Below are 3,887 nucleotides of genomic sequence, written 5' to 3'. Positions count from 1 at the left end.
GGAAAGGAAATCTTGACAAATCTTATAAAGAACCTTATGGATTATGCATCGACCCATTTTAGAACGGAGGAAGATTATTTTCGTAAGTTTGCCTACCCGGAGGCAGGCTCCCACATGAAGGAGCATTCAGACTTTTCTTCCAAGGTAAAGGCCTTCAAAGAAGATTACGACAGGGGAAATGTCAGATTATCCATCCAGGTGATGAATTTTTTGTGCGACTGGGTCCAGAATCACATCAAAGGTTCGGATAGACGATACGGTCCCTTCTTAAAATCGAAAGGCATTTCCTGATAGAAAATTTAGGCGGCTTTATTTCTAAAAGGGGGGTCTCCTCTCTTTCTGGGCTTTTTTATGAGCCTAAGGACCCGAACCGCTCTGTGGGTAACGCTTCTTGTAATCGTTTTCTTCACGATTGCGGGATTCCTATTTATCCAGTATTTCGAAAACTCTCTCAGGAAAGCGATCTTTGAAGAGTTCAAAACAATCTCCCTGATCCAATCCCGGTTCATCTCTTCATTCCTGAAAGATACCCTTAACGATGCCCAGACCATAGCCTCCTTTCTCCCCGCAAAGGCGCTGGAGGAGAAAAATTCCACCCTTATTGAAAACCATTTAAAAAATTGTTTTGCCCTCTACCCGAAGTTTGAAAACGGGATTTTTATCCTCGACGAGAAAGGGGATCTCTTGGCGGACTATCCTCCCCATCCCCGGATAAGAGGACAAAACTTTTCCCACCGGGAGTATTTCAAGACGACGATGGAAAAACAGAGGGGGATCATCGGCATCCCCTATCGGTCCGCCCGGACAGGAATGCCCGTGGTCACGTTTACCGCCCTTCTGAAAGGGGCCCGAAATCAAACCCTCGGGCTTCTGGGCTGCTCCGTCATGCTTCTCCACCCCGATGCCTTCGGAGGGATCCGGAGGGTCCGGATCGGAGAGTCTGGGTTTCTTTACGTTATCGAGGCCTCCTCCGGGAGGATTTTGGTTCACCCGGATGATGAGAAGGTCTTTCAGCTGGCCGCTCCCATTTCCTCCCCGGTGTCCGATGAGCCTTCTCGGTTTGGGGCCGATGGGTTGGAAGAGGGCCTCGACTCAGAGGGGGTTCCCGTCGTCCGATCAGTAAGGCGAATCCCCGAAACCGATTGGGTCCTGGTGGTCCAACAAAATAAGAGCGAGGCCTTTGCCCCCATCTATAAAACGAGGACGAGGATCATCTTTTATACTTTGATCATCGTCTTGATCTCTGTGGTGGTATCGAACCTCGCCATTCGGAGGATCACAGACCCCCTTCAGAGGCTCCGGCGGTTGGTCAAGGAGGTGGGGGAAAAGGGCTTCTCCGAGGTAAAAGATTTTGATGATCGATTGGCCTCCCTCTCTTCCTCGTCAGACGAGATCGGAGAATTCGTAAGAGCCCTTTCAGAGATGGCCGAAAGATTGAACCGGGCCCATCTTTCCCTCCGGGAGGCATTGGAGGAATGGGAAAGGACCTTCAACTCCGTCTATGACCAGATCTTCATTCTGGATAGAGAGAATCGGATCCTCCGCATCAACCGGGCAGCCTCCGAGCTGATCGGCATCCCTCCGGAGGAGGCCAAGGGCCAGTTTTGCTACAGGCTGATCCACGGAACGGACAGCCCTCCACCCGACTGCCCCCATCGAGAGACCCTCGCTACTGGGAAGGTCGTCAACAAGGAGGTAGAGGAGCCCCACCTGGATGGCTTCTTTGAGGTGATGACCGTCCCCCAATCCGACGAAGCCGGGAAAATAAAAGGAACTATCCATGTGATGAGGAATATAACGAGAAGGAAACGAGCGGAGATGATCCTGAAAGAGAGCGAGGAGCGCTACCGGACGCTCGTGGAGAGCGCGAGGGACGTCATCTTTACCATATCCCCGGATGGAAGGATCCTTTCGCTCAATGCTGCGTTTGACTCCATCACCGGATGGAAACGGGAGGACTGGATCGGCAAACCCTTTCGTTTCCTTCTCCACCCTGAGGATGAAAAATGGATTATGAATTTCTATGAAAAGGCTCTCCAAGGAGAGAGATTTCCATCCTTTGAACTCCGTTTCCTTCATGCCAACGGAGAATATCGTTACGGTGAATTTACCGTATCCCCTCTCCTGAAAGGGGGTGAGGTGATAAGTCTTCTTGGGATCGCCAGGGATGTCACCCAGCGGAAAAAGGACGAAGCGGCCCTCCGGATTTCGGAGGAGAAGTTTTCCAAGACCTTCAGGTCCAGTCCGGTCTGGCTTAGCCTCGCCACCCTCGAGGAGGGGCGATACCTCGAGGTAAACGAAGCCTTTTGCAGGGGCTCGGGATACAGCTATCATGAGGTCATCGGAAAGACCTCCCTGGAGCTCGGTCTCTGGCCTGCGAGTGAGGATCGGGGCGCCTTTGTCGATGAGTTGAAGGCCAAAGGGGTGATCAGAAATAAGGAAGTCAGATTTCGGAAAAGATCGGGGGAGTTGGTCGATGTCCTCCTTTCGGCCGAGGTCATCGAGATTGAAGGAAAACCTTATGTTTTGGGGGCCGTTCTCGATATCTCAGACCGGGTGAAGGCGGAGGAAGCTCTCAGGGCCTCCGAGGAAAAGTACCGCTCCCTCGTGGAGTATTCTTCCGATGCGATCCTCTTACTCAACCTGGAGAGGCGAATCCTTTCCTGTAACGAGGCGTTTTCTCGCCTCTTCGGTTATGAGCGGCACGAGATCGAGGGGCAATCGACCCGCCTTATCCATCCCTCGGAAGAAAGCTATCGTCTGTTCGGAGAGGTTTACTATCCTTTAATCCGAGAGAGGGGTTTCTTCAGGACCGAATATGAAGTCCTTCACAAAAATGGCGAGAGAATCCCCGTGGAAGTGGTGGTCTCTGCGATCCGGTCCACAGAGGGAGAGGTCAAGGGTTATGTGGCCATTCTCCGAGACATGAGGGAGAAGAAGCGGATGGAGGGGGAGAAGGCCGCCCTGGAGGATCAGCTCCGTCAGTCCCAGAAGATGGAGGCCATCGGGATCCTCGCCGGTGGGGTGGCCCATGACTTTAACAATCTTCTCACCGTCATCCAGGGAAACTGCGAGCTGATCTTATTTGGACTCTCAGAAGATCACCCATTAAGAAAGGGGATCGAACAGATCCGCGAGGCCGCCCGGAAGGCCTCGGACCTGACCCGGCAGCTTTTGGCCTTCAGCCGCAGGCAGATCCTGGAGCCCAAGGTGATCGATCTAAACCAGATCATTATGAACCTCCAGAAGATGCTTCACCGGATCATCGGGGAGGACATTCAACTGGTCACCTGTTTAGCGGAAGATCTCGGCAGGGTGAAAGCTGACCCCTCCCAGGTCGAGCAGGTCATCCTCAATATGGCGGTCAATGCCAGGGACGCCATGCCGGCAGGGGGGAGGTTGACCATCGAAACCTCCAACGTGGAGCTGGACGAACACTATGCCCGGCACCATGTCTCTGTCGTCCCAGGCCGTTATGTGATGTTTTCGATGACCGATACTGGAGTGGGGATGACCCCGGAGGTCAAAGAAAGGATCTTCGAACCCTTCTTCACGACCAAGGAGAAGGGGAGAGGCACGGGTTTGGGCCTTTCCACCGTATACGGGATCGTCAAGCAGAGCAAGGGATATATCTGGGTCTACAGCGAACCGGGGAAGGGCTCCACCTTCAAGGTCTATTTTCCCAGGGTCGAAGAGGCCGCTGCAGAGATCGAAGAAAAAAGGCCCCTCTTTGAAATCCCGAGGGGGAAGGAGACCGTCTTGCTGGTCGAGGACGATGAAAACGTGAGGGTGATGACTTCGAGGATGCTTGCCCGGTTCGGATATCGGGTTCTTCTGGCTTCTGATGGACCTCAGGCGATTCGTCTGTTCGAAAAGGAGAAGGATTC

Annotated in this window: 3 protein-coding genes; 2 read left to right on the top strand and 1 reads right to left on the bottom strand. The window is 53.1% G+C overall.

Going from position 1 to position 3,887, the window contains the following annotated elements:
- Positions 1–12 precede the first annotated feature (12 nt).
- Positions 13–291, top strand: a complete 279-nt coding sequence (locus tag N3G78_14750; protein ID MCX8119175.1) for a bacteriohemerythrin — start codon at positions 13–15, stop codon at positions 289–291.
- 8 nt (positions 292–299) lie between these two features.
- On the opposite strand, the gene N3G78_14745 is transcribed toward N3G78_14750, so the two are convergent.
- The gene (locus tag N3G78_14745; protein ID MCX8119174.1) at positions 300–596 is read right to left on the bottom strand and encodes a hypothetical protein; all 297 of its coding nucleotides are present in this window, start codon (positions 594–596) and stop codon (positions 300–302) included.
- Between N3G78_14745 and N3G78_14740 the strand changes: the two genes are divergently transcribed.
- Positions 484–3,887, top strand: a 3,404-nt coding sequence (locus N3G78_14740) for a PAS domain S-box protein (protein ID MCX8119173.1), incomplete at its 3' end; no start/stop codon positions are given. The genes N3G78_14745 and N3G78_14740 overlap by 113 nt on opposite strands.

It is taken from the genome of Thermodesulfobacteriota bacterium (genome assembly GCA_026415035.1).
In the GTDB taxonomy this organism is placed as follows: domain Bacteria; phylum Desulfobacterota; class BSN033; order BSN033; family UBA1163; genus RBG-16-49-23.
This window is presented reverse-complemented; position numbering and strand designations above follow the sequence as displayed.